The organism is Bacteroidales bacterium (assembly GCA_035353855.1).
Taxonomy (GTDB): Bacteria; Bacteroidota; Bacteroidia; order Bacteroidales; family CG2-30-32-10; genus DAOQAK01.
This window is the reverse complement of record DAOQAK010000011.1, coordinates 1-26234: the sequence shown is the minus strand read 5'-3', so window position 1 is coordinate 26234 and position 26234 is coordinate 1. Positions and strand designations below refer to the sequence as shown.

General features: G+C 31.5%; 17 protein-coding genes. 16 read left to right on the top strand and 1 reads right to left on the bottom strand.

Annotated features, from left to right (window positions below):
* Positions 1-88: 88 nt before the first annotated feature.
* The gene (locus tag PKK00_04145) at positions 89-841 is read left to right on the top strand and encodes a response regulator (GenBank protein ID HNW97590.1); all 753 of its coding nucleotides are present in this window, start codon (positions 89-91) and stop codon (positions 839-841) included.
* A gap of 288 nt (positions 842-1129) precedes the next feature.
* Complete coding sequence (locus PKK00_04140) at positions 1130-1402, top strand: HU family DNA-binding protein (GenBank protein ID HNW97589.1); 273 nt, start codon at positions 1130-1132, stop codon at positions 1400-1402.
* 78 nt (positions 1403-1480) lie between these two features.
* On the opposite strand, the gene rnr is transcribed toward PKK00_04140, so the two are convergent.
* On the bottom strand, positions 1481-3637 hold the full coding sequence (gene rnr, locus PKK00_04135) for a ribonuclease R (protein HNW97588.1): 2157 nt from the start codon (positions 3635-3637) through the stop codon (positions 1481-1483).
* Positions 3638-3720: 83 nt separating this feature from the next.
* On the opposite strand from rnr, the gene PKK00_04130 reads away from it, so the two are divergent.
* The 14 genes from PKK00_04130 to dinD all read left to right on the top strand — a co-directional run bounded on the left by PKK00_04130 (position 3721) and on the right by dinD (position 26161).
* Positions 3721-7062, top strand: a complete 3342-nt coding sequence (locus tag PKK00_04130) for a hypothetical protein (protein HNW97587.1) — start codon at positions 3721-3723, stop codon at positions 7060-7062.
* 9 nt (positions 7063-7071) lie between these two features.
* On the top strand, positions 7072-7578 hold the full coding sequence (locus tag PKK00_04125) for an ATP-binding protein (protein ID HNW97586.1): 507 nt from the start codon (positions 7072-7074) through the stop codon (positions 7576-7578).
* Between the two features lie 21 nt (positions 7579-7599).
* A complete protein-coding gene (gene ybeY, locus PKK00_04120) occupies positions 7600-8034 on the top strand; it encodes an rRNA maturation RNase YbeY (protein ID HNW97585.1) in 435 nt (144 codons plus the stop codon).
* Between the two features lie 28 nt (positions 8035-8062).
* The gene (mnmG, locus tag PKK00_04115; protein HNW97584.1) at positions 8063-9940 is read left to right on the top strand and encodes a tRNA uridine-5-carboxymethylaminomethyl(34) synthesis enzyme MnmG; all 1878 of its coding nucleotides are present in this window, start codon (positions 8063-8065) and stop codon (positions 9938-9940) included.
* Between the two features lie 35 nt (positions 9941-9975).
* The gene (locus PKK00_04110) at positions 9976-10869 is read left to right on the top strand and encodes a class I SAM-dependent methyltransferase (protein ID HNW97583.1); all 894 of its coding nucleotides are present in this window, start codon (positions 9976-9978) and stop codon (positions 10867-10869) included.
* A 56-nt stretch (positions 10870-10925) separates the two neighbouring features.
* On the top strand, positions 10926-14603 hold the full coding sequence (locus PKK00_04105) for an ATP-binding protein (protein HNW97582.1): 3678 nt from the start codon (positions 10926-10928) through the stop codon (positions 14601-14603).
* Positions 14604-14703: 100 nt separating this feature from the next.
* Positions 14704-16185 (top strand): oligosaccharide flippase family protein, encoded by a 1482-nt coding sequence (locus PKK00_04100; GenBank protein ID HNW97581.1) that lies wholly within the window; start codon positions 14704-14706, stop codon positions 16183-16185.
* A gap of 45 nt (positions 16186-16230) precedes the next feature.
* The gene (gene dut / locus PKK00_04095; GenBank protein ID HNW97580.1) at positions 16231-16665 is read left to right on the top strand and encodes a dUTP diphosphatase; all 435 of its coding nucleotides are present in this window, start codon (positions 16231-16233) and stop codon (positions 16663-16665) included.
* Between the two features lie 227 nt (positions 16666-16892).
* Positions 16893-17894 carry a sugar phosphate nucleotidyltransferase gene (locus PKK00_04090; GenBank protein ID HNW97579.1) on the top strand — a complete coding sequence of 334 codons (1002 nt, stop codon included), beginning with the start codon at positions 16893-16895 and terminating at the stop codon, positions 17892-17894.
* Between the two features lie 39 nt (positions 17895-17933).
* Positions 17934-19655: a tetratricopeptide repeat protein gene (locus PKK00_04085; GenBank protein ID HNW97578.1), complete on the top strand. Its 1722-nt coding sequence runs from the start codon at positions 17934-17936 to the stop codon at positions 19653-19655.
* Positions 19648-20478, top strand: coding sequence for a DUF4292 domain-containing protein (locus tag PKK00_04080; protein ID HNW97577.1), 831 nt, complete (start codon positions 19648-19650; stop codon positions 20476-20478). Before PKK00_04085 ends, PKK00_04080 begins: the two co-directional genes overlap by 8 nt.
* Positions 20475-21779, top strand: a complete 1305-nt coding sequence (locus PKK00_04075; protein ID HNW97576.1) for a peptidoglycan DD-metalloendopeptidase family protein — start codon at positions 20475-20477, stop codon at positions 21777-21779. The genes PKK00_04080 and PKK00_04075 overlap by 4 nt, the downstream gene beginning before the upstream one ends.
* Before the next feature lie 406 nt (positions 21780-22185).
* Positions 22186-24576 (top strand): outer membrane beta-barrel family protein, encoded by a 2391-nt coding sequence (locus PKK00_04070; GenBank protein ID HNW97575.1) that lies wholly within the window; start codon positions 22186-22188, stop codon positions 24574-24576.
* A 745-nt stretch (positions 24577-25321) separates the two neighbouring features.
* Positions 25322-26161, top strand: coding sequence for a DNA damage-inducible protein D (gene dinD / locus PKK00_04065; GenBank protein HNW97574.1), 840 nt, complete (start codon positions 25322-25324; stop codon positions 26159-26161).
* The last annotated feature ends 73 nt before the right edge of the window (positions 26162-26234 follow it).

Here is a 26234-nt window from a genome sequence, read left to right as displayed (position 1 = left end):
ATTTAAGCTATTAATTTTTTTTATAAATTGCCTATTATTTAAAATTTATTATTAATTTTAAACTTTAATCTTAAAAAATATACAAGTTATGGCAAAACTTAAAATCTTAGTCGTAGAAGATGAGAGCATAGTCGCAAAGGATATACAGAATAGTTTAAAGAAACTGGGTTATATCGTTCCAACCGTTGTTGCTTCTGGCGAAAAAGCAATTGAGGAAGTGGAGCAATCACGTCCTGACCTTATTTTAATGGACATCATGCTTAAGGGGGATATGAATGGAGTTGAAGCTGCAAATGCAATTCGCGAAAATTACGACATCCCCGTTATCTTTTTAACTGCCTATGCTGATGATAACACTTTAAGCAAAGCAAAAGTTGCCGAACCTTATGGTTATATAATCAAACCTTTTAAAGAAAAAGAATTACAAACCACGATTGAAATCGCAATGTATAAGCATGAAAAGGATTCGCAGGTTAAACGCGAAAGAGACCTTTTCCATTCCATTGTTGAAAATAAAGAATCAAAAGACAGCATTTTTGTTCGCGCCGATTATAGGCTCAATAAAATCAAATTTGAAGATGTTTTCTTTGTTGAAGCTTTAAAAGATTATGTGGTTATAAATACATCTGATAATATTTATACAACACATACAACTATGAAAGAAATGATGCGCATTCTTCCTGCAAAAGAATTTGTAAGGGTGCATCGTTCCTTTATTGTTCGTCTCGACAAAATATTTTCAATAAAATATCCTGATTTGGTTATTGAAGGAAAAATGAAAGTTATCCCTATTGGCGGGCTCTATCGCAAAGAACTTTTCAGCAGACTGAATTTAATTTAATATTGTTTTCATAAAATTGAGAAAGGGTATTTTTTAAAATGCCCTTTTTTTATTTTTTTTCAACTAGTTGCTAACAATGTTATTCCCATCGTTTCATTTAATAAATATCCAGTAAAATCAATAGTTTTAGATGATTTTGTTTTTAGTAATTTCTCCTTTTTTGCGATGAATGGCTCTAAACGGAGAGATTTTTTTATAATTTTTTTTTATTTTTTTTTGGTACTTTATTTTTTTTTACTAATTTTATTCAACTTTTAAAACAAGTTTAAATAACTAAAATTAAAAAAAATGAACAAAGCTGAATTAATTGATGCAATTGCTAAAGAAGCAAAATTAAGTAAAGTAGACAGTGGTAAAGCATTAGATGCAACTATCACAGCTATCAGCAAATCACTTAAAAAAGGTGAAGGCGTTATTCTGGTAGGTTTCGGATCTTTCTCAATAGCTAAAAGAGCTGCAAGAACCGGACGCAATCCTCAAACCGGAAAACCAATTAAAATTGCTGCTAAAAAAGTAGCTAAATTTAAAGCTGGTGCTGCTTTAGCAAAATCAGTTAAGTAAGAATTTTTTACTTTAAAAAAACCCGATTGATCGCTATTTGCGAACATCGGGTTTTTTATTTCCATTAATGAATAATTTTTACAATTGACATAATTCAAAATCCAATTGTTTTCTTGAAAGGTTGGCTCTTTTAACTTTTATCTTCACATCATCACCAAGCTTATATCTGGTGCCGTTGCGTTGTCCTATCACGCAGTAATTATCTCCATCTAAATAATAAAAATCATCTTCCATATCGCGTAACGAAACCATGCCTTCGCATTTATTGTCTTTAATTTCAACAAATATTCCCCATTTACTCACACCCGAAATAACACCATCAAACACTTGTCCTACTTTGTCAACAAGGAATTCCACCTGTTTATATTTTACCGAGGCGCGTTCTGCATCGGCTGCAAGTTTTTCCATGTCCGATGAATGCTTGCATTTTTCTTCGTATTCATCTTTTTTTGCAGAAGCGCCATCATTCAAATATTCAAACAATAAACGGTGAACCATAAGATCAGGATAACGACGAATAGGTGAAGTGAAATGAGAATAATATTCGAATGATAAACCATAATGCCCGATATTATCAGTACTGTAATATGCTTTGGCCATAGTGCGTATTGCAAGGTTCTCGATCATATTTTGCTCGCCTTTTCCTTCAACGTTTTCAAGAAGTTTATTAAATGAATCAATGGTGCTTTTCCTTGAAGTGGTTTTCATTTTGTAACCGAGCTTAGAAACAAATTCTGAGAATGTGTTTAATTTTTCAGGATTAGGTTCGTCGTGTACCCTGTAAACAAAGGTTTTTGCCGATTCTTTATTTTTTTTCTTTCCTATAATTTCAGCAACTTTACGATTGGCAAGTAACATAAAATCTTCGATCAGTTTGTTGGAATCCTTATACTCCTTTATATACACGCTTAAAGGTTTTCCTTTTTCATCCAATTTAAATTTTACTTCAGTAGTTTCAAATTCTATTGAACCATTTTTAAAACGTTCTTTCCTTAGTAAACCGGCTAATTGATGAAGCTTTAAAATTTCTTTTGAAAACAATCCCTCCCCTTTTTCAATGATTTCCTGTACTTCATTATAATTAAAACGATGATTTGAGTTAATAATGGTTTTACCAAACCATAGATTAATTATTTCTGCATCATCATTCATTTCAAATACTGCCGAAAAACTAAGTTTATCAACATGTGGCTGCAATGAACAAAGCTGATTGGATAATTTTTCGGGTAACATGGGAATGGTTCTGTCGACCAGGTATATTGACGTGCCGCGTTCATAACCTTCCTTATCAACACTACTTCCGGGTTTTACATAATGCGATACATCTGCTATGTGAACACCTACTTCATAATTTCCGTTAGGTAGCCAGGTTATGGATAACGCGTCATCAAAGTCTTTTGCGTCTTCGGGATCAATGGTTATAGTAACAGCTTTTCTGAAATCCCTTCGTTTCTTTATTTCACTTTCCGTTATTTCTGAAGGGATTTTTTCGGCATCGTTAAGAACATTCTTTGGAAATTCAAGCGGGAAGCCAAATTCAGCAAGAATAGAATTCATTTCCACGTTATTTTCTCCCGGTACTCCGAGTACATGAAGAATTTTACCAAAAGGATTTTTTGCCTGTCTTGGCCAATCGGTAATTTCAACAACTACTTTCTGTCCGTTTTTTGCACCTTCCAGGTTTTCATGTGGAATAAAAATATCAACAGGCATATTCGTATTATCAGGCACTACAAAGGCGAATTTATTGGATACTTCAAGTATTCCAACAAATTTTGTTTTTGCCCTTTTGATGATTTCAATTACTTCACCTTCCGTTTTATGTCCTTTTCGTTTTGGGAATATATGCACTTTAACGGTATCGCCATGTAGCGCCCTATTGGTATTGTTCGGGAAAATCAGAACATCTTCTGCCTCCCCTTCTGAAATAATAAATGCTTTACCTGTCGATTTCATATCAACAATGCCGATAATGGATGTTTTAGCAGTACTATAAAACTTAACCATTTCAGGGTTGATGCTGAACTTTCCTCTTTCTTCTTGTATTAGCGAATTTTTTCGTAATAAATCTTCCAGTAAAACATTTAATAATTGTTTATTGCTTTTATCATTAATTGATAACAGCTTTGCCAGTTGTTTATAATTGTATGATTTATCAGGATTGTTGGCGAAAATTTTAAGAATATCGTTTACTAAAGGATTCTGATTGTTTTTGGTTTTCTTTTTATGCCCCATAATTCGTTGTTAATTTTTGTAAAAGTACTAATAAAGAGCCATCTTATTCGTTATATTTGTGGAACTTTTGAATTAAAAAACTTTTGACCGGTAATTATCAAATATTAATTAGTAAACTCGATGAATTTATCAGGAAATATTATAAGAATTTTCTGATAAAGGGAACTATTTATTCTATAGCAACTATTCTTATTTTTTACATTGTTATAACAATGCTTGAGTATTTCGGGCATTTTGGGATAGTAATGCGAACAATTATGTTTTATTCTTTCATTTTTATTAACCTTGGAATTTTATATTACTATTTTTTTACTCCTTTATTGAAATTATATCATATCGGTAAAATAATTTCGCATGAACAGGCAGCCGAAATTATTGGAAAACATTTTTCTGATATCAAGGATAAATTGCTGAATACTCTGCAACTTAAGCACCTTGCTGATTCAAATCCCGATAATACTTTACTTATTGAAGCAAGTATAAACCAAAGAATAGAGCAATTAAGTCCTGTTCCATTTCCTATTGCTATCGATTTGAAAAAAAACAGGAAGTATATAAAGTATGCCGGAATTCCTTTGTTATTGCTGCTTTTCATGATTATTGCCGCTCCCGGACTGATTACTGCGCCTACTAACAGGATCATACACCATGGAACTTACTTTGAACGTGAAGCGCCTTTTCAGTTTGCGATACAGAATAAATCAATGCAGGCAATTCAGCAGGAAGATTTTCTTCTGAGCGTAAAAATTACCGGTGACGAAATTCCCGAAAATGTTTTTGTTGAAATTAATGGAAACGAGTACCAGCTTACAAAAGATAATACGGTTAACTTTCATTATAATTTCAAGAATCTTCAGAAAGATCAAAAATTTCAGCTATTTGCTGATAAATATTATTCCAAAGAATATGAAATAGTAGTAATCCCCAAGCCTATCATATTAAATTTTGATGTAACGCTTGTTTATCCTTCTTATTTGGATAAACAGGATGAATCCCTTATAAATACAGGTGATCTGATTATTCCCGAAGGAACTCAGATTAAATGGCATTTTTTAACCAGAGATACCAAAGAAATGAAGCTTCGGTTCAAGGATAAAACTATAAATACTCAAAATAAATCAGAAAATAGTTTTTCTTATACTGAAGTTTTTAAAAACAGTCAGAATTATTCAATTATTCCGGCTAATAATTTCCTGAAGAATAACGATTCATTAACTTATTCAATAAATGTAATTGCTGACGCTTATCCTACTGTAAAAGTTGTTGAATACAGCGATTCTATTAATAAGAATCAGCGTTATTATAAAGGAATGATCAAAGATGATTATGGTTTCCGTGGGCTTACATTTAATTACAGGAAGCTAAATTGTGCAGATTCTCTTATAACAAAAAGATCGGAAATAAAATCAGTAAAGATTAACAATTCTATTACTCAGCAGGAGTTCTATTTTTATTACGATTTCAGTGATATTGCAACCGAACCCGGTGATGAATTTGAATATTATTTTGAAGTATGGGATAACGATGGAGTTAATGGTAGCAAATCAACACGCTCGCAAAAATTGATATATAAGCTTCCATCAAAGGAAGAACTTGAAAAAAAGACAGAGGAATCGAACGAACAAATTAAAAACGAACTTACCGAATCAATTACCGAAGCAAAAAAACTTCAGAAACAAATTGAAAAATTCAGCAAGGACCTGGTCGATAAAAAAACGCTTACCTGGCAGGAAAAGAAGCAACTTCAGGATATTCTTGATCTGCAGAAAAACCTTCAGAACAAAGTTGACCTTATTCAAAAGGAGAATCTTAAAAAAAGTAGTCTCGAAGAACAATATCAAAAGGACAATACAGATCTTTTAAAAAAGCAGGAAGAACTCAATAAGCTTTTTAATGAATTGATGACCGATGAGATGAAAGAGCTTTTCAAGAAAATTCAGGATATGCTTGATAAACTGGATAAAGATAAGGTAAGCGATATGCTTGATAAAATGAAGCTTTCGAGTAAAGACCTTGAAAAACAACTCGACCGTAACCTGGAGCTTTTCAAGCAACTTGAATTTGAAAAGCAATTAAATGAAACCATTGAAAAACTTAATGAGCTTTCTGAAAAGCAAAAAGATTTATCGCAGAAAACAGAAAAAGCAAATTCGGATAAGAATGAACAATTAAAAAACGAGCAAAGTGAATTAAATAAAGAGTTTCAGGATGTCAGAAAAGATATGGATAGTTTGCAAAAAAAGAATGAGAACCTCGAAAATCCAAACAATCTTGAAAAAACAGATACTGAAGAAAACAGTATTCAGCAGGAAATGCAAAACAGCATGAATAACCTGAATAATAATAAAAATAAGAAAGCTTCAGAATCGCAAAAAAATGCAGCTGAGCAAATGCAGGAACTTGCCGATAAAATGGAGCAAATGCAGGAAGAAATGCAGGAAGAAAAAGAAGGCGAAGATATTAATACATTACGCGATATTCTTGAAAATTTAATAAAAGCATCTTTTGATCAGGAAGATTTGATTAATCAGCTTGGCGAAGTAAAAACTTCTGATCCCCAATACAATACTTTAATTCAACAGCAAAAAAACCTGAAAGATGATATACAAATGATTGAAGATTCGCTTTTCGCATTAAGTAAACGTCAGAGCCAGATTGAATCATTTGTAAACCAGGAAATATCGGAAATAAATGATAATGTTAAAAATGCCATAACTCAACTAAATCTACGAAATACAAGTACAGCAAAATCAAAGCAACAATCGGCAATGACATCTATAAATAATTTAGCCTTAATGCTTTCTGAAACATTAAGCGCTATGCAGAAACAAATGATGGAGCAAAAATCAGGAAGTTGTTCAAAACCGGGTAGTTGTAAAAAACCAGGAAATGGGAAACCATCATTTAAATCAATAAGGCAACTCCAGGAACAATTAAATAAATCCATGGAAAATTTAAAAAATGGAACGAATCCAAATGGTAAAGATGGGAATAAATCAATGAGTGAACAATTGGCTAAATTAGCCGCCCAACAGGAAGCATTACGCCGCCAGTTGCAAGAGTTAGCCGAACAGTTAAAAGAAGAAGGAAATACGAATACCGGTAACCTTAATAAGCTTATGGATAAAATGGAAGAAACGGAGACCGATTTAGTAAATAAAATACTTTCCGGGGAAACAATTGAGCGTCAAAAAGAAATTTTAACACGTCTTCTTGAGTCGGAAAAGGCTGAAAAAGAAAGAGAATTGGACGAAAAAAGAGAATCAAACGAAGCAAAAAATCAAAATTATAGTAACCCTACCGACTTTTTTAAGTATAACAGTATAAAGTTGAAAGAAGTTGAGTTATTAAAAACCATACCTCCTTCATTAAAAAGTTTTTATAAAAACAAAGTGAATGAATATTTTTATAACTTTGTGAAATAGGATTTAAATATGATCAACGAACGTTTAGAACTTATATTAACCTCATTACCTGAAAATATTCACAAAGTTGAAAAATTTGTGGAGGATATTTGTGATGAGTTTAATATAAATAATACATATTTTGGAAATATTCTTGTTGCCTTAACCGAAGCGGTTGAAAATGCGATGAATCATGGCAATGCAAAAGATTCTTCCAAAACAGTACAAATAATATTTACATCAAAACCCGATGGATTATCATTTGTAATAAAAGATGAAGGTAAAGGTTTTGACATTAACACTATCCCCGACCCTACCGACCTTAATATAGATGCAAACGAATTAAAAGGACGAGGTATTTTCCTTATCAGGAATCTTGCTGATGAAGTTCATTTTACAGATAATGGTTCCCGTGTTGAAATAATTTTTAAAATTTCCAGCATTAACCATGAATTAGCTGTTGAAAGGATGAATCTATTGAAAAAATATTGTGGTATTAAAGAAACTTCCTCTTCTCATAATAATACCATAAATTAAAATTTTCTTTAATCCGGATTCATGCGAGTATCCGTAAATTATTTTTTCGAAGACACTGCTTTCAGATTAAAAAATAAAAGTATTATTTCTGCTTGGGTAAAATCTATTATCAAAAGTGAGAATAAAAAAGCAGGAATGCTTTGTTTCATCTTTTGTAGTGATTCATATTTACATGAAATTAATATAAAATATTTAAATAGAGACACTTATACAGATGTAATTGCTTTTGATTATTCTGAAAATGAAATTGTTTCCGGTGATATTTATATAAGTATTGAAAGAATTGAAGAGAATGCGGTAAAAATGAAAACAACATTTTTAAATGAGCTGTATAGAGTGATGGCTCATGGAACGCTTCATTTATCAGGATATTCAGATAAAACAAAGTCTAAGAAGCTGATAATGACTAAGAAAGAAGATATTCACTTAAAAACAATATATCAATTAATGAAATAATTGTTTCACGTGAAACAATTTTAAACTTATGCTTCAGGAATATGATGTTATAGTAGTGGGCGCCGGTCATGCCGGTTGTGAAGCAGCAAGTGCAGCAGCAAGAATGAATGCTACAGTTTTGCTGGTTACTATGAATATGACCAATATGGCTCAGATGTCGTGTAACCCGGCAATGGGGGGTGTTGCAAAAGGACAAATAGTTAGAGAAATTGATGCACTTGGAGGTTTATCGGCTATCGTTACCGATAGAACGATGATTCAATTCCGAATGCTGAACCGTTCAAAAGGACCTGCTATGTGGAGTCCACGTGCACAAAGTGACAGAACATTATTTTCCATTGAATGGAGAAATGAATTAGAAAAAATCCCTAATCTTGATTTCTGGCAAGATACAATTACCGATATTATAGTCAAGAATGAGAAAATTGTTGGAGTAAAAACAAGCTTAGGAATTACAATAAAATCTAAAACTGTTATTCTAACAAACGGAACTTTTTTAAACGGTATTATTCATATTGGTGAAAAGCAGTTTAAAGGTGGTCGTTACGGGGAGGTAAATTCAAAAGGGCTAACAGAATGTCTGGTGAAATTAGGAATCAAAAGCGACCGTATGAAAACCGGAACACCGGTAAGAGTAGACGGCCGTTCGCTGGATTTTACAAAAATGACCGAACAAAAAGGTGATGATGAACCCGGAAAATTTTCTTTCACAAATACTCCTTTTTTAAAAAAGCAACGTTCATGTTATTTGGTTTATACAAGCACTGAAGTTCATGATATTTTGAGAAAAGGATTTGATCGTTCTCCATTGTTTGTGGGAAGAATAAAAGGAATAGGTCCACGTTATTGCCCTTCAATTGAAGATAAAGTTGAGCGATTTTCTGATAAAAATCGACATCAGCTTTTTATTGAACCCGAAGGTTGGAATACAGTTGAATATTATATTAATGGTTTTTCCTCTTCGTTGCCCGAAGAAATTCAGTACGAAGCTTTGAAAAAAATAAGTGGATTTGAAAATGTTAAAATTTTCAGACCGGGTTATGCTATTGAATACGATTTCTTCCCTCCTACTCAATTATACCAGAATTTAGAAAGTAAAGTAATCGAAAATTTATTTTTTGCCGGGCAAATTAATGGAACTACCGGATATGAAGAAGCAGCTTGCCAAGGGTTGATGGCAGGTATAAATGCGGTCAGAAAAATAAATAATCAAAATAAATTTATATTAAAAAGATCAGAAGCATATATTGGAGTTCTTATTGATGATTTGGTTACTAAAGGAACTTCAGAACCATACCGGATGTTTACTTCCAGGGCGGAATACAGAATTTTATTACGTCAGGATAATGCTGATTTAAGGTTGACTCCTAAAGGATTTGAGTTAGGATTAAATGAGAAAAAGCGTTTAGATAAACTTATTGATAAAAGAAATAATATTGATAATATAATATCATTTCTAAAAAAAGAAAGTACCAGCCCTGATGAAATAAATACATTATTAAAAGAAAAAGAAACCAATAATATCTCTCATAAGACTAAAATTGGAAATATTTTATTGAGACCTCAGATAAATATCAATGAAATTGAAAAACATGTTTTTTCTTTTAGAATTTTTGTTGAAGATTTAGATTTAGGAAAAGAGAAGAATGAAATTCTGGAAGAAGCTGAAATTCTTATAAAATACGAAGGTTATATTGAGAAAGAAAAAGATATTGCGGAAAAAATAACAAGACTTGAAAACATAGAATTACCTAAGGATTTTGATTATCATAAACTAAAATCGCTTTCAAGTGAGGCCAGGGAAAAACTTTCAAAAATTAAACCTTCTACAATAGGTCAGGCATCAAGAATTAGTGGAGTGTCTCCTTCAGATATTTCTGTTTTATTAGTTCATTTTAAAAGATAATTCTGAAAAATGTTTCACGTGAAACAAAATTAAAAATGGAAAAAATAAATAATTGTCCGGTTTGTGAAAACACTGAATTTTTAGATTATATGATTTGTACGGATTTTTTCCTTACAAAAGAAAAATTTAATCTTGTAAAATGTAATAAATGTGACTTTATTTTTATAAACCCTCGCCCTGAAAATTACAAACTCGGACAATATTATAATTCGCCCGATTATATATCGCATTCAGGAACCGAAAAAGGAATTATAAATAAAATATATAAAATAGTCAGACAGCATACTCATAATAAAAAATATAAACTTATAAATTCTTTTTCCAAGAAAAAGAATGTGTTGGATATTGGTTGTGCAAGCGGAGAATTACTTTCATTATTTAAAAAAAATAACTGGAAAACACTAGGGTTAGAGCCTAATGAAGAAGCTCGAAATTTTGCAAAAAACCAATATAATATTGATGTAATTGATGAAGTTCAAATAAGTACATTACACAATGATTCATTTGATAATATTACACTTTGGCATGTTTTAGAACATGTTCCGGATTTAAATACACGAATCAAAGAATTAAAAAGAATACTAACACCTGAAGGTTTTTTATTTGTTGCTGTCCCGCATTGCGATTCATTCGATGCAGGTTATTATAAAGAATATTGGGCAGCTTATGATGTTCCAAGGCATTTATATCACTTTACTCCAATAACTTTAGAGAAAATTTTTAATAAACACGGATTCTCTATTGTTAAAAAATTACCTATGAAATTTGATTCTTATTATGTTAGTATGCTTAGTGAAAAATATAAGACCGGGAAACAAAGCATAATAAAAGGTTTTATAACAGGTTACTTATCTAATAAAAAAGCAAAAAGTAAAAAGTATTCTTACTCTAGCCAAATTTATGTTTTAAAAAAAGATAATGCATTTTAATTGAGAAGGTTTTTGTAATTTTATATTTAATACAGAGATATTCTAAACTCTGAAAAATGAAAAATTTCCGAATATATTTCTTCTTGTTTCTGTTTGTAATTTCATTTGCTTTGGTATTGACAATCAATTCAAGTAAGGGAAAGGAAATTAATTATAAAGTTAAAGCTGATGAATTTTCGGAAATTTTAAATAAAAAAGAAAAATTATTAAATACATTATTTGATAAGTCATTGCAGCAGTTGAAAGACAGCAATAAACAACAGGCTTTTGATTATAATTATTACAGGAGTTTTTACGAAGAGAATGATATCGCTTTAGTTATTTCAAAAAAGGATTCTGTTATTTTTTGGTCAACTAATTCGGTTCCTGTTGAAGATTTAAGAGCAGATTCATTACCTGTTTCCCAGATTGTGAAATTAAGCAACGGATGGTATGAAGTAAAAGAAAAAAGATACAAGGATTATGTTATAAGAGGAGCGATAGTTATTAAAAATGATTATCGTTACAGGAATGAATATTTAGTAAATGGTTTCCTGGAAGATTATAATATGCCCGAATGTGAGATAGATTTAGTAGAGGGGGAGTATAATATTTTTTCTGTTGATGGAAACCTGCTATGTTCATTGGTTTTTGCTAAGACAAAAGATTTTCCAAAAGGATTGGAATTCATAATGTTCTTAAGTTATATCCTTGCTTATATTTCATTTATTTCTTTTTTAATACTTTTTTTACAAAAATTTTTTACAAAATTTTACAAAAAGAATATTGTATTATGGACGGTATTAGTTTCTTTGGCAATTTGTTTTATCCGCTATTTATCGTTTGTTTATAAAATACCATCTATAATTTATAATCTTGATTCCTTTGGACCAAAATATTACGCCGATTCATTATTTTTCCCTTCATTAGGCGATTTGTTTCTTCATATTTCAACTTTTTCTATTGTTATTATATTTATATTCAATAATTTAAGAAATATTAAAATAAATAAAAGCAATAATTTTTATAGAGGCATTATTTCTTTTATTATGTTAAGCTTTGTATTATTCGTATTTTTTATAATTTTTAACATATTTAAAGGTTTGATTATCAATTCAAATCTATCATTTGATTTAAATAATATTTTTGGGCTTGATTATTATAGCATTTCAGGCTTTTTAATAATAGCTATTTTATTGTTATCATTCTTTTTAATTGCATATTTATTTTCCGAATTATCATATCAGCTATTTAATAATAATATTTATAAACATTTTCTGTGCTTATTTATATCTGTAATTGTATCAGGAATAATTAATTTTTATTCATTTAATATAGGCTGGATATATTTTATTCTTGTTATAGCATTACTGGTATCAATTGGATATTACATAAAAAAAGATAATTTTAAATTTACAATTCAGGCTGTAGCAATATATATCATGTTGCTTTCTTTTCTTTCTACTTATTGTTATTACGAATATTCAACATATAAAGAAAAAGAAAAACGAAAATTACTGGCATCGCAATTATCAATAGAGCAAGACCCAATAGCAGAATTCTTATTTAAAAATCTTGAAGAAAATATTAAATCGGATACGGATATCGTAAAGATTTTAAATACCCCGGAACCTGATGAGTCTAAGATTACAGAAATAATTAATCAAAATTATTTTAAAGGATATTGGTCGAAATATGATTTCCAGGTAACTGTATGTAAACCCAAGCAGGTATTGTTGATAAAGCCTGATAACATTAGTGTTGGGTGTGATTCGTTTTTTAATGAAATGATAAATAATTCGGGTCAGCCTACAGTTAACGACAATTTATTTTTATTAAGTACAGGTACCGGACGTAACAGCTATATAGCGAAAATTTTCTTTAAAGATCCCCAAAACGATAGTATTGTCAAACCGGTTTGCTATATTGAATTATATTCAAAATTTGTTCCTAAGGAATTAGGTTACCCCGAATTGCTTATAGATAAAGACATAAAAATAAACAGGGATTTGTTTAATTATTCATATGCAAAATATAAAAATAACGAACTGGTATTACAATATGGAAAGTACTATTATAGCCTGACCTCATATAATTATAAGCTTTCCGAAAATGAATATCTTTTTGTTGAAAGAGATGGGTATGACCATCTTTTCTATAAATCGGATGCCACAACAATTATTATCATCAGTAAAAAAAGTGAATCGCTTTTGTATATCATTGCACCCTTTTCCTATATTTTTATTTTCTATTGCATTTGTATTTTGGTCTTTCTTTTTCTGCTTCATTTTCCATTGAAGAAAAAAGAAATCAATTTAAATTTTAAAGCCAGGGTACAGATATCGATGGTTTCTATTTTGGTGTTTTCCTTTGCAGTAATAGGTATTACAACATTATATTATATTATAAATATTTATAACAAGAAAAATTTCGATAGTTTAAGCGAGAAAGCACATTCTATATTAATTGAGACAGAAAACAAGCTTGGCTCTTTACCTGAAGTTACGAATGATTCAAAAGAATTCACAGCGGATTTGCTTACCAAATTTTCAAATATATTTTTTACAGATATAAATTTCTATACTCCCGATGGCATACTATTAGCCTCATCGCGTCCCCAGGTTTTTGATGAAGGAATGCTATCGAAACGTATGGATTCAAAAGCTTTTATTGAATTATCAAAAAATAAAAATACATTTTATATTCATAATGAAAATATAGGGAATTTAAAATATTTATCAGCATATGTTCCATTCCGAAATAATGATAATAAATTAACAGGTTATATCAATCTGCCTTATTTTGCTAAGCAAAGCGAGATGAAAAAAGAAATTTCGGCTTTCTTTACAACATTCATCAATATTAATGTAATGCTTACAGCGCTTGCTGTTATTATTGCCCTGCTTGTAGCGAATTACATTACACGGCCAATGAAATTTATCATGGAAAAACTTAGCCAGATCAAATTAGGCAAAAGAAATGAGAAAATTGATATTGAACGAAATGATGAGATAGGTAGTCTTATAAATGAATATAACAGGATGGTTGATGAGTTGGCAGAGAGCGCTGAAATGCTGGCAAAATCGGAGCGTGAAAGCGCCTGGCGCGAAATGGCAAAACAAATTGCGCATGAAATAAAAAATCCGCTAACACCTATGAAACTTAATGTTCAGCAATTACAAAAATCATGGAATGATAAATCACCTGATTGGAACGAACGGCTGAATCGCTTTACACAATCAATGATCGAGCAGATAGAATCATTAAACAAAATTGCTACGGAATTTTCAGACTTTGCAAAAATGCCCAAGGCTGTAAAGGAAATCATTGATTTATCAAAGCTTATTGAAAATTCGGTTTCACTTTATAGCGATTATAAAGTAACAATAAATTTTATCAAACCCGGAAAGCCTTATTTGGTGAATGTTGATAAATCACAAATTATTAGGGTTTTGAATAACCTGATAAAAAATTCAGTACAAGCAGTTGAAGGGAAAAATGGTATTATTGATATCCGGCTTTCGGATAATAAGAATTTTTATTTGATAGAAATTACCGATAATGGTAAAGGGATTTCTGATGCTGAAAAAAATAAAATCTTTTCTCCAAATTTTACAACAAAAACAGGTGGCACCGGACTTGGATTGGCCATGGTTAAAAGCATCATAGAAAGTTATAACGGGAAAATATGGTTTGAATCGAAGAAAAATACTGGGACTACTTTTTATATTGAGCTGCCGGGTATCGAAGATTAAATTATTCATTCCTTCTTAATAAATTAAAATATTATATTTCAGATTTCGTTATTATCAACATTCTTCAGAAAAATGTACTTTTGCAGAATAATATAATATTTTGAATCCGTTAAAACAGTTAGCAGGACAAACTGCGGTATATGGTTTAAGCAGCATTATAGGCCGCGTTATATCGTATTTACTGGTTCCTTTTTATACAAGAGTATTTCAAACTTCGGAATATGGTACGGTAAACGAAATGTATGCTTATGTTTCATTACTGATAGTTATACTCACGTATGGTTTTGAAACAGGTTTCTTCCGGTTTTTCGGGACCGAGCAGGATAAAAATAAAGTTTACAGTACATCACTCATTTCGTTATTAGCCACTTCTTCATTTTTTTTATTATTGGCAATAATATTTGCGCATCCGGTTGCAAACGTTTTGCGTTATCCTGACCATAGTGAATATGTGATTTGGTTTGCACTAATCATAGTACTTGATGCTGTTTCAACCATTCCTTTTGCAAGACTAAGGGCACAGAATAAAGCTAAGCGTTTTGCCACCATAAAAATCATAGGGATCATTTCAAATGTTCTGCTGAATTTATTTTTTATTTTACTATGTCCTTATATGTTGAAGCATTCAATAATGCCTGGTTTCATTGATATTATTTATAGTGGAAGAATAGGGGTAGGGTATGTATTTATCTCCAACCTTATATCAAGTTCAATTGTTATGTTTCTTTTGTTACCCGAAATGATCAGAATAAATTATTATTTCGATTATGAATTATGGAGAAAAATGATAAAATATTCGATGCCATTGCTGGTAGTAGGGTTAGCCGGTATTGTGAATGAAACAATGGACAGGATATTTTTGAAATATATGCTTCCCGAAAGCATTGCATTAAGCCAGGTAGGGATATACGGAGCTTGTTATAAGATCTCTATTATCATGACATTATTCATACAATCATTTCGTTTTGCTGCCGATCCATTTTTCTTCTCGCAGGCTAAAAAGGAAAATGCAAAACAGGTATATGCCGATGTGATGAAATATTTTGTAATTGTATGCACCTTTATTTTTCTGGGTGTTATGATGTATATTGATATAGTAAAATATTTTGTAGGGAAAGAATATTATGAAGGGCTTCCTGTAGTTCCTATTTTACTTATGGCTAATATGTGCCTTGGTATTTATTATAATCTGTCGATATGGTACAAGCTTACCGATCAAACAAGGTTTGGTGCATATATTTCTATATTCGGTGCAATAGTTACCATCGTATTAAATGTCTGGTGGATTCCCATAATAGGCTATATGGGTTCAGCATGGGCAACATTTATATGCTATGCTTTAATGATGATATTATCTTTCGTTTACGGGCAAAAAAATTATCATATCAATTATAATATTACACGTATACTTACTTATATTGGGCTATCGCTTGGATTGTACTTCCTGGGTATATATTTTAAACCAGATAATAACATTTTATTGTTTGTATTTAATACATTCCTGCTAATGATATTTTTGGGTATAATAGTATATTTGGAAAAACCTTCACTAATATTCAGACAGAAAAAAGCATCGGTATAAAATATGATTCTGAATTAGTATTTTTGTTAAGAAAAAATAAAAAACATGCAGCTTAAAATAGTTAATAAATCAAAACATCCTTTACCTGCTTACGAAACAGAACATTCTGCCGGTATGGACATTCGTGCAAACCTGGATAATCCGGTAATATTAATGCCAATGGAAAGATCGCTGATTTCTACAGGTTTATTTATTGAATTGCCGGCAGGATTTGAGGCGCAAATAAGACCACGCAGCGGACTGGCCATTAAAAAAGGCATTACCGTTCTGAATACTCCCGGAACTATAGATGCTGATTACAGAGGCGAGGTAAAAGTAATACTTGTGAATCTTTCGGCAGAAAAATATATTGTTGAAGATGGAGAAAGAATAGCACAAATGATCATTTCCCGTCATGAAAAAGCAGAAATTATTGAAGCAGAAATATTACAGGAAACAGCCAGAGGGGCCGGAGGGTTTGGACACACAGGAACGAAATAAAAAATAAATGGTTGATGGGTTGGAGCAACTAGTGTAGTGTTAAGTCTAATATGACATATTGTGTTTATCGAAATGTGAACATTTTGTAAGCGATTCATTCTTCAATGAATTTAGAATGACCGCCATTTCAAAAATTAACTTAACACTAGTTTGGTAAGAAGTTTATAGTTGTAAGTTGAGAATTTACGGTTGACCAATAAAAATATTGAAGTAAAAAATTAATAAAAATGAAGATAATAATTCCAATGGCAGGTATGGGCAAACGAATGCGCCCACACACGCTCACAATTCCAAAACCATTGATTCGCATTGCAGGTAAACCTATTGTTCAAAGACTGGTTGAAGGTATCGCTTCGATGTGCAAGGAAAAAATTGACGAGATCGCTTTTATTATTGGTGATTTTGGAAAAGAAGTGGAAACCCAGTTATTGGATATTGCCGGGCAAATAGGAACGAAGGGAAAAATCTATTACCAGGAAAATCCTTTGGGAACAGCTCATGCTATTCTATGTGCAGCGGATTCGCTGAATGATAAAGTAGTGGTTGCTTTTGCCGATACGTTGTTTTTTGCTGATTTCATTCTTGATGATACCAAGGATAGTATAGTTTGGGTTCATAAAGTACAGAACCCGGCTGCGTTTGGTGTTGTAAAGACCAATAACGAAGGCATAATTACCAGTATTGTTGAAAAGCCTAAAACATTTGTTTCTGATCTGGCAATCATAGGGATTTATTATTTCAAAGATGGTGCATATCTGAAAAGCGAATTGCAATACCTGGTTGATAATAATATCCAGAAAGGTGGGGAATTCCAGCTTACCGATGCTCTTGACAATATGATGAAAAAAGGCTCACAATTGTATATCGGAAAAGTAAATGAGTGGCTCGACTGCGGAAATAAAGACGCCACCGTTTTCACCAACCAGCGTATATTAGAATTCAGTAAGCAACAAAAATTAGTTTCCGAATCAGTAGTTATTGAAAACTCTATTATTATTCAGCCCTGCTATTTAGGTGAAAATGTAAGAATAACCGATTCTATTATTGGTCCCCATGTTTCAGTTGGCGAAAACACGGTGATTAATTATTCAGTAATTACGAACAGTATCATCCAGTCGAACACAAAAATTTCCTGTGTAAACCTTGATAATTCAATGATCGGTAACTATGTTGAATATTTTGGAGGCAAAAAAGAAGTAAGCATTGGCGATTATACAGTGCTCAGTTAAATTAAATTTATTTTATTTACTGACAAGATTATTAAATAAATGCAGCAATTAAAAAATACGCTTTTCATTCTTTTTGTATTTATATCTTTTGCCTCATGCGGAATATTTAAACACAACAAACAACCTGTACTTACAGAAACTCAAATTCTTGATAATACCTCCGAATATATTGATGGTTTGAAGGATAAAGAGGAAGGGGATTATGAAAAAGCATTAACACATTTTCTTTCCTGTGCCAGGACGGATAAATCCAACCCTGCACCATTATATGAAATTGCCCGGATATATTATAACCAGGAAAAAACAGAGCTTGCCATTCCATATATTACAAAAGCATGTGAACTCGACCCCAAAAATACATGGTACAAACAATTACATGCCGAGCTTTTAATTGTTCAAAAAAAATATAAAGAAGCTGCTGCTGTTTTTGAGTCGCTGGCGTTGTCGAACCCTGAAAATGTTGATTTTTTTCTTAATTGGGCAATGGCAAATCTTTATGCATCAAAATATAGCGAAGCTATTGAAGTATACAATAAACTTGAAGAAAGAATTGGGATAACAGAAGAAATTTCACTTCAAAAAGAAAAAATATTACTTCTTCAAAATAAGTTTTCAAAAGCAGTGGAAGAAATTCAAAAGCTGGTTGATGCCTTTCCGGCAGAAACGGAATACCTTAATTATCTTGCTGATTTATATGTTGCCAACAAAATGACTGACGAAGCTTTCACCGTGTATCAGAAAATTTTATCACTCGAGCCTGATAACGGGAATGTGCATTTGTCGCTTGCCGAATATTATCGAATGAAAGGTGATAACGAAAAGTCATTTGACGAATTAAAGCAAGCTTTTTCAAGTTCAAATGTTGGAATTGACACTAAAATTAAAATACTTCTTTCGTACTATACCATCACTGAAAAATACGATACACTTAAAGAGCAGGCTTTTTCTCTTTGTTCATTGCTTGTTGCAACTCATCCCAATGAAGCAAAGGCATATTCCATGTATGGCGATTTCCTTATCCGCGACCATAAACTAACGGAAGCTAAAGAACAATATCAGAAAGCTATTGCTATCGATAGCAGTAAATATGCTATATGGGAACAACTTTTATACATTGAATCCGAACAGAAGAATTATTCCTTATTACAAAATGATAGTAAAAGAGCTTTAGAACTTTTTCCCGAACAGGCCGGTTTGTATTTGATGAACGGAGCATCATTGCTGATGCTCAAGAAATATGACGAAGCTATTACAACGTTGAATAAAGGAGTGTTTATGGCAGCTTATGATAATAGTCTGCTTAAGAATTTCTACACGTATTTGGGCGATTCATATTATGCAAAGCAGAGCTACAAAGAAGCGTTTTCTTCGTATGATAAAGTTCTTGATATTGATTCACTTAATGTTTATGTATTGAATAACTATAGTTACTATTTGTCGCTCAGAAATGAGAATCTGGATAAAGCAGAGAAAATGGCCGGAAGAATGATCAAAGTTGTTTCAGATAATTCTTCATATTTAGATACATATGCCTGGGTTTTATTTAAAGAGAACCGTTTCAGCGATGCAGAGATCTTTCTTAAAAAAGCGCTTGATGCCGGAGGCGATAAAAATGCTGTGATACTTGAACATTACGGCGATGTGCTGTATAAATTGAATAAAGAAGATAAAGCATTGGAATATTGGCAGAAAGCAAAGGATACAGGTAAAGCATCCGATTTGCTTGATAAAAAAATTACCGACAGAAAATATTATGAATAGCGTTAAGAAAATTTTTTGGTACACGAGTTTAATAGGGCTTTTATATTTTGTTTTTACCGAATGCAATCCGGCTAAAAAAATAATCAAAGAACCTATAAAAGATAAAAAAGCGGATTATTTATTTGCGCAGTTAAAGAAAAATGAATTTAAGTTTAACTGGCTGAATATAAAATTTTCAGCTACGGTAAAAATGCATAAAACAGAAAACAGCTTTAATGGGAATATAAGGATAAAAAAAGACAGCATCATTTGGATTTCTGTTACTCCTGCGCTTGGAATAGAAGCGTTCAGGGCGCTTATCACCAATGATTCCGTAAAGATGCTAAACAGGCTGAATGATACTTATATTTCAAGCGATTTTGCTTATATAACCAACCTGATTCATACCGATATTGATTTTGACATGTTGCAATCATTGCTTGTAGGGAATGATTTTTCATATTATGAGAATAATGTTTTTAAAGCAACGGTTGATGGAATGCAGTATTTACTTAGCACTGTAGGTCGCGGAAAACTGAAAAAATATGTAAAGACCTCGGACGATAGCTTAAAACTGCTGGTACAGGATATCTGGCTTGACCCTGAAACATATAAGATATCAAGAGTACAACTTAAAGAGTTAAAAGAAAACCAGAAACTCGAAGCAGAATACTCCGATATTAAAACAGTCGATAGTCTTTTATTTCCTTTCACATTGAAGTATAATGCTTCAAACGAAAAAGAAAAAATCGAGATAAAATTGGAAAATACCAGGGTTACTACGTCCGGGCCACTCGAATTCCCGTTTAATATAAGCAGTAAATACCAGCGAATTTATAAATGAAAAAAAATATGACCATACCAGGATTGTTACATTGTGCCCATAAAGCATGTATTGTTGCCGTAATGCTGGTAATGTTCCCCGTTTTATTGCAAGCTCAGAACACGAAAGAAAAACTAAAACAGGACAAAGAGAAAATAGAAAAAGATATCACTTATACCAATAAACTTCTTGCTGAAACCAAGAAGAACAAACAGATTTCACTAAGCCAGCTGATCATTTTAAACAATAAGATAAATCAGCGCGAGGAACTTATTGATAATATAGGCTCTGAAATCGGAGCCCTCGACGGGAAAATTGTTGTTAATTATAAGGAATCGGCAAAACTTTTAACGGAGCTAAAAAAGATAAAAGAAGCATATGCCCGTATGATATATTTTGCTTATAAAAATCGTAATGCTTATACACGCTTAATGTTTTTATTTGCTTCATCGGATATCAACCAGGCGTTTTTGCGATTGAAATATTTAAAATTATATGCCGAATATCGTCGCAAACAGGCCGAGGCAATAACAAACACTTCAAAGCTTCTTAATGAAAAGATTTCGGAACTGAAAGGGATAAAATCCGATAAATCTTCTTTACTCAAAACAAAAGAAGATGAAAAAATACAACTTGCAAAAGAGAAAGAAGAAAAAAATTCCTCGGTGAAACAATTGCAGCAGAAAGAAAAAGATCTGCTGAAAACCATAAAGCAAAAAGAAAAAGAAGCCAAAAAGCTTCAACAGTCTATTGAAACAATAATTGCCGAGGAGATAAAAAAAGCTACAGAAAAAAGTACCAGCAGTCAGACAAAAACAAGTACCGGTACAAAAACCAATACCAGCACCGTTACCAAATCAACATCAACAATAAAAGAACTTGGATTATCGGAAGCCGAAATTACTCTTTCCACCAGTTTCAGCAGTAATAAAGGCAAACTTCCCTGGCCTACCGAGAAAGGCATAGTAACCAGCACTTTCGGTTTTCACTCTCACCCGGTTCTTGATATTAAAGTTAAAAATAATGGTATCGATATTTCAACAAATTCAGGAGCAAAAGCACGTGCGGTTTTCGAAGGTAAAGTTACCGGTGTGGTAAATATTCCCGGTGCTAATAAAGCAGTGATCATACGTCATGGTGAATATCTTACTGTTTATTCAAACCTTGCTGATGTTTCAGTAAAAACCGGAGATAAGGTTAAAGTAAAACAAGAAATAGGTACCATAGCTACCGATACTGAAGAATCAAAAACTGAACTCCATTTTGAAGTGTGGTATGGCAAAACCCTTACCGACCCTATTGGATGGCTGGCGCCTAAGTAGTAAAAGCCCTCAGTCATATTGAAAAAAACATTATCTTCATAATGGGACGCGGATTAACACTGATGTTACGGATTGTGGCGGATAATCATGTAAAGACGAATGGGAGAAATGGGGAATGGGGGATTGGGTGAAATTTATACTCGTTCTTATCAGGTTTGCAAAGGCATAACTGTTTAGAACGAGTTATACCGTACAGAAAACAAAAAATATTTTTGCAAAACTCTTTTCTGTCGGTATACTATGCTTCTTTGTGCCTTCGCAGCGACGAATTGCGTGAAAAAGAAATTAAGTTTGCAATTAGCAATTGAACAATCAAAAAAATCCAGTCATTCAGCTATTCAACCTGTTATAATTAGTGGTAATAATATTAATTTTAATGATAAGATAATTGATGACCAAACACATTATGTTTAAACTACTTAAATTACTACTTTTTGCCATATTTATATTGATAATTGGCGATTTACAATCTCAAAATTCAATTATAAAAGGAAATATAAAGAATTTAAATGGAGCCCCTGTTAAATTTGCTACTATTCAATTGTTAATTGATTCTACTCATCATCAATCCATGTTAAGTGACTCTTTGGGGAATTATTTTTTAAAAACGACAAAAAAGGGTAATTGTGAATTATTGATAAATATATTAGGATGTATTACGGCACAAAATAAATTCACTCTAAAAAATGATACGACTATCAATTTTATTTTACAACCCGATACAATTATTCTTAAAGGAACAACAATAAATGGTCAGAAAGATTTAATTCAGGCTAAACCGGACAGATTTGTTATAAATATTGATGGCAACATTGAAACTAAAGGTAAAGAAACCACTGATATTTTTAAACAATTGCCAACAATAAATATTTCTAATGAGTCTTTGAATATCTTTGGTAAATCATCAGTCATAGTATATATAAATGACCGGATCGTACGATTAGAAGGACAATCTTTATTAAGTTACCTTAATTCTTTGCCACCTGATATTATAAGCAGTATAGAAATAATATCTACACCTCCTGCCCAATATGATGCAGAAGGTAATTTGGGAATCATTAAAGTAGTAACAAAAAAAAATATTCTTCCCGGGTGGAAGGAATATATTAAATTAGGTTGTAAACAAAACAGTTATTCATCTTATATGATTTCTGCATTTGTAAATTATACCGGGGAAAAAATATTTTTTGAAGGAAGTATTAGCAATTATAATAATTCTTACTTAAATAGGAGTGTTTATTATGAATATTTTCCCAATGCTACAATATCTACTTACAATCCTAAAAAATGGAGTTTTATTGGGGATGATTTAAAGACAAGCATAGGGTATAATTTTAACAAACGCTCAAATATTATTGTTGATCTTCAAATACCATTATATAATAAAGAAATAATTGCGGATATTACAAATCAAACAAAATTTATTAATCCAATTAATAATCAAATAGACTCAACTTTAGTTACTAATGGTAAAACAATAAAGAATAATTACACATATAATTCCGAAGTATTTTTTAAGCATTTGTTTTCAAATAAAAAATCACACTTTACGGCAAGTGTAGCTTATCTTAATAATTATACAAAAAACAAAAGAGATTTTAATTCTATAATGCAAATTAATAATATTAATGTAACAAATGATAATTTTCACACAGAAGGAAGTCTCAAGTATAATATATTAACACCTAAGATAGATTTCTCATTTCCAATTTATAATTTCACGGTTAATACCGGTTTGAAAAAAACATTCATTAAAACATCTTCTAATAGTGAATTATTTAATATAATTTATGATAATACTTTTTTGGATTCATCTCAGTCTAATAGATATAGATATACCGAGAATATACTCTCCGTGTATGGTAGTTTAGAAAAAAATATTCAAAAATGGTCATTTAACGCTGGAATACGTTCTGAAATAACAAATACGGAAAGCTACTCATTAACTATAAATGAGAAACACAAAAACCAGTATTTAGATTTTTTCCCAACAATTTATATATCTAATAAATTAAACAACAATAGTAGTATTTCTATTAGTTATTCTGCTCGAATAGAGAGGCCACCTTACCAATACTTAGATCCCTTTAAATGGTATATCAGTAAATATGATTATGCTATGGGAAACCCATTTCTTAAGCCTTCATATATTAAGAATATTGAATTAACTTATTTACTTAATAGTACATTTAGTACTAAAATATATTATACTTATCAAGATAATAAAATTGGACAATACGTTATACTTGATTCTCTTAATATTTTAAACCAGATACAAGAAACAGATAATTTTTTAAATGTAAATACTTACGGGGTAAATATTTACAAATTATTAAAATTGAATAATTGGTTGGAAACTGTTTTACAGTTTGATTATTCATATTCTGAGTATATATCAAATAGAAAAGGCTTTTTAAATATATCTGGCAGAAGCGGTACAATAATTATGAATAATACTATTCGTATTAATAAAAATTTTGACATGGTATGCAATTTAGAAGAATATATTCCGGGTTTATATAACTATAGGTCTATGAAAAATTCTTTTATTTTAGACCTTGGTCTTAGTTATATAAATAGTAAGAAAGTTTTTGAGGCCCGGCTTTTAATTGGTGATATTTTTAAAACATCAAATCCTGAATATTCTTATATAAGTGATGGTATTAAGCAAACTTACCAAAATTATTATGATACACGAATGCTTCGGTTAGTATTTACTTGGAAGTTGGGTAATTGGTATAACAGAACATCAAAAATATCTTCGCCATCTAACATTGACGAAAAACAAAGATTGTAAAGTATAAACATTATCTTCATAATGGGAAGCGGATTAACACTGATGTTACGGATTGTGGCGGATAATCATGTAAAGACGAATAGGAGAAATGGAGAATGGGGGATTGGGTGAAATTTATACTCGTTCTTATCAGGTTTGCAAAGGCATAACTGTTTAGAACGAGTTATACCGTACAGAAAACAAAAAATATTTTTGCAAAACTCTTTTCTGTCGGTATACTATGCTTCTTTGTGCCTTCGCAGCGACGAATTGCGTGAAAAAGAAATTAAGTTTGCTGGCGTATAATGACCATGAATGACTACAAATGACCATTAACCAATTTTAAATTCTGCATTCTGATTTCCCTTGTTAACTTATCAACTTGTCATCTTGTCTACTTGTCACCTTGTCTACTAAAACTCTGTAATACTAAACTTCAAAGGGTATAATGGTATAGAGGAATAAAGGTATAGATATAGGGGAATTTTACTTGATTATTGATAATTGAGTGTTGGAAATTGAAAAAGTTTATCAGTCAGCAATTCAACTGTAAAACAGGTTAACAATAGTACAGTCGAACTAACAAACGTCAAGCGAAAAAAGAGGTATAAGAGTATAGGGAATAAAAAGGAAAGTTAATAACATTTTACATTGCATTTATTGTAAAAAATTATATTTGCCTTATCCCAAATTAATTTTGGATTAGTGGAAAAATTCAAGAGTCTGAAAAAGATAAATAAAGGTAAAATTAATTTACAGTCGAAAGATGAAATCAGAAGAAATACAACAACTTTTTAAACAATTTGAAGCAGCTGCTATAGAATTTGAAGGTGTTGAATGCTGGAGTGCAAGGGAGTTGCAATCACTTTTAGGTTATAGTAAATGGGAAAACTTTGAAAAAGTTATAGAAAAAGCTAAAAATGCCTGTGAGAATGCAGGAGAGCAAGTGGCGGATCATTTTCCTGACATCAGGAAAACGATACCTATGCCCAAGGGAGCCGAAAAAAATATAATGGATATATTACTGACACGCTATGCCTGTTATCTTATTGCGCAAAATGGCGATACTCGCAAAGTAGAAATAGCATTTGCTCAAAATTATTTTGCTGTTCAAACCCGCAGAGCTGAACTGGTTGAAATACGACTTTTAGAGTTTGAAAGAGTGAAAGCACGCGAAAAGCTTAGCCAGACAGAAAAACAGCTTTCAGGAATTCTTTATGACCGGGGTGTAGATAGTCAGGGTTTTGCAATTATTCGTTCAAAAGGAGATCAGGCATTATTTAAACTGAATACCCATATACTAAAAAGAAAAATGGGGATACCTGAAAATAGACCCGTTGCCGATTTTTTACCGACGATTAGCATTAAAGCAAAAGATTTGGCTGCAGAAATGACCGGACTCAATGTGCAAAATAAAGATTTGAAAGGTAGGAATTCAATTGAAAAAGAACATGTTGATAACAATCTAGCAGTACGCGAAATGCTTACTAAACGCGGTATTTATCCTGAGAACTTATTACCAGCCGAAGATGTAAAAAAGCTTCAACGAAAATTAGAAGCTGACGAAAAAAAGGTTTTAAAAGACATCAAAAAGAAAAGAAAATAAATTGATATTTTACTGTTTATTGGAGTTTCCTCAAAAATTTCAAACAGGGAACAAAGAAAGCTGAAAATCGTCA